Below are 1,638 nucleotides of genomic sequence, written 5' to 3'. Positions count from 1 at the left end.
GCTTGTGTTGGAAGGGGTAGGTGGGGAGGGGGATGCGGCGGCGTTGTTGGTGGGTGTGGTAGGTGGTCCAGTCGGGTGTGGTGCCGGTGAGCCAGAGGGTGGTGAGGGTGCGTTGGATGGTTTCGGAGGGGGTGCGGGGGTCGCGTTTGTGGGGGAGGGAGGCGAGGGTGGTGGCCTGGGTGGCGGTGTTGGTGAGGGTGCGGCGGGCGAGGCTGGTGAGGGTCTGGCCGGGGCCGATTTCGAGGAGGGTGGTGCCTGGTTCGGTGGTGGTGGTGCGGATGCCGGTGGTGTATTCGACGGTGGCGCGGATGTGGTGGCCCCAGTAGGCGGGGTCGGTGGCTTGTTGGTCGGTGATCCAGGTGCCGGTGGTGTTGGAGATGAAGGGGGTGTTCGGTGTCCGGCGGGGCACGTCTGCGACGGCGGTGGTGAATTCCGTGATCGCCGGTTCCATCAGGGGGGAGTGGAAGGCGTGGGAGGTGGTGACGGGTTGGGTGGGCCAGCCGTGTTCTTCGGCGAGGGTGGTGAAGGCCTGGATGGCGTTGTGGGGGCCGGAGACGACGCAGTCGCGGGGGCCGTTGTGGGCGGCGAGGGAGAGGTTGTGGGGGAGGGCGGCTTCGACGGTGGTGCGGTCGGCCATCACATTGAGCATGGCGCCGGGGGCCTGGGCCTGCATGAGGCGGCCGCGGAGGGCGACGAGGCGGAGGGCGTCGGGGAGGGTGAAGACGCCGGCGAGGCAGGCGGCGGTCCATTCGCCGAGGCTGTGGCCGAGCATGGCGGTGGGGGTGATGCCCCAGGAGTGCCAGAGCCGGGTGAGGGCGTATTCGATGACGAAGAGGGCGGGTTGGGCCCACTGGGTCTGGTCGAGTCGGGGGTCCTGGGTGAAGATCACCTCGCGGATGTCCTCGCCGAGGTGTGGTGCGAGGAGTTCGGCGCATTCGTCGACGCAGGTGCGGAAGACGGGCTCGTGCTGGTAGAGGTCGTGGGCCATGCCGGGGTGCTGGGAGCCCTGGCCGCTGAACAGGAAGACCAACGGTGCGGTCTCGCGGGTGGTGTGGCTGGTGGTGACGTGGGCGGGGTCGCGGGTCTCCAGGGCGGTGGCGATGGTGTCGGGGGTGGTGCCGGTGACGGTGCGGCGGTGGGGGAAGGTGCGGCGGCCGGTGGCCAGGGTGTGGGCGGCGTCGGCGAGGTTGGGCTGTTCGCGGCGCAGGTGGGCGGCCAGTCGGTCGGTGGCTTCTTCGAGTGCTTGCGGGGTGCGAGCGGACAGGATGAGTGTTTCGGTCGGGCGTGTGCCGGCCGGGGAGGCTTCGACGGCCGGAGCCTCTTCGAGGATGAGGTGGGCGTTGCTGCCGCCGAAGCCGAAGGCGCTGATCCCGGCGCGGCGGACGTGGTTCTCGGTGCGTGGCCAGGGAGTCGATTCCGCTTGCACGTGGAACGGGCTGTTGGCGAAGTCGATGTCGGGGTTACCGCGGGTGTACTTCAGCGAGGCGGGGAGGAGTTCGTGTTTGAGCGCGAGCGTGGTCTTGAGCAGGCCCGAGATGCCGGCGGCGGCGTCGAGGTGGCCGACGTTCCCCTTGACCGAGCCGAGGGCCCAGGACCCGGTGTCGCCGAACGCCCGTGACAACGCCTGCACCTCGATCG

At 70.1% G+C, this 1,638-nt stretch carries 1 protein-coding gene; it reads right to left on the bottom strand.

The window, feature by feature from the left end:
* A partial coding sequence (locus ACWGKU_RS40980) for a type I polyketide synthase (protein ID WP_452181090.1) occupies positions 1–1,638 on the bottom strand: 1,638 nt, incomplete at both ends.

Source organism: Kitasatospora sp. NPDC054768, from assembly GCF_053612025.1.
This window is presented reverse-complemented; position numbering and strand designations above follow the sequence as displayed.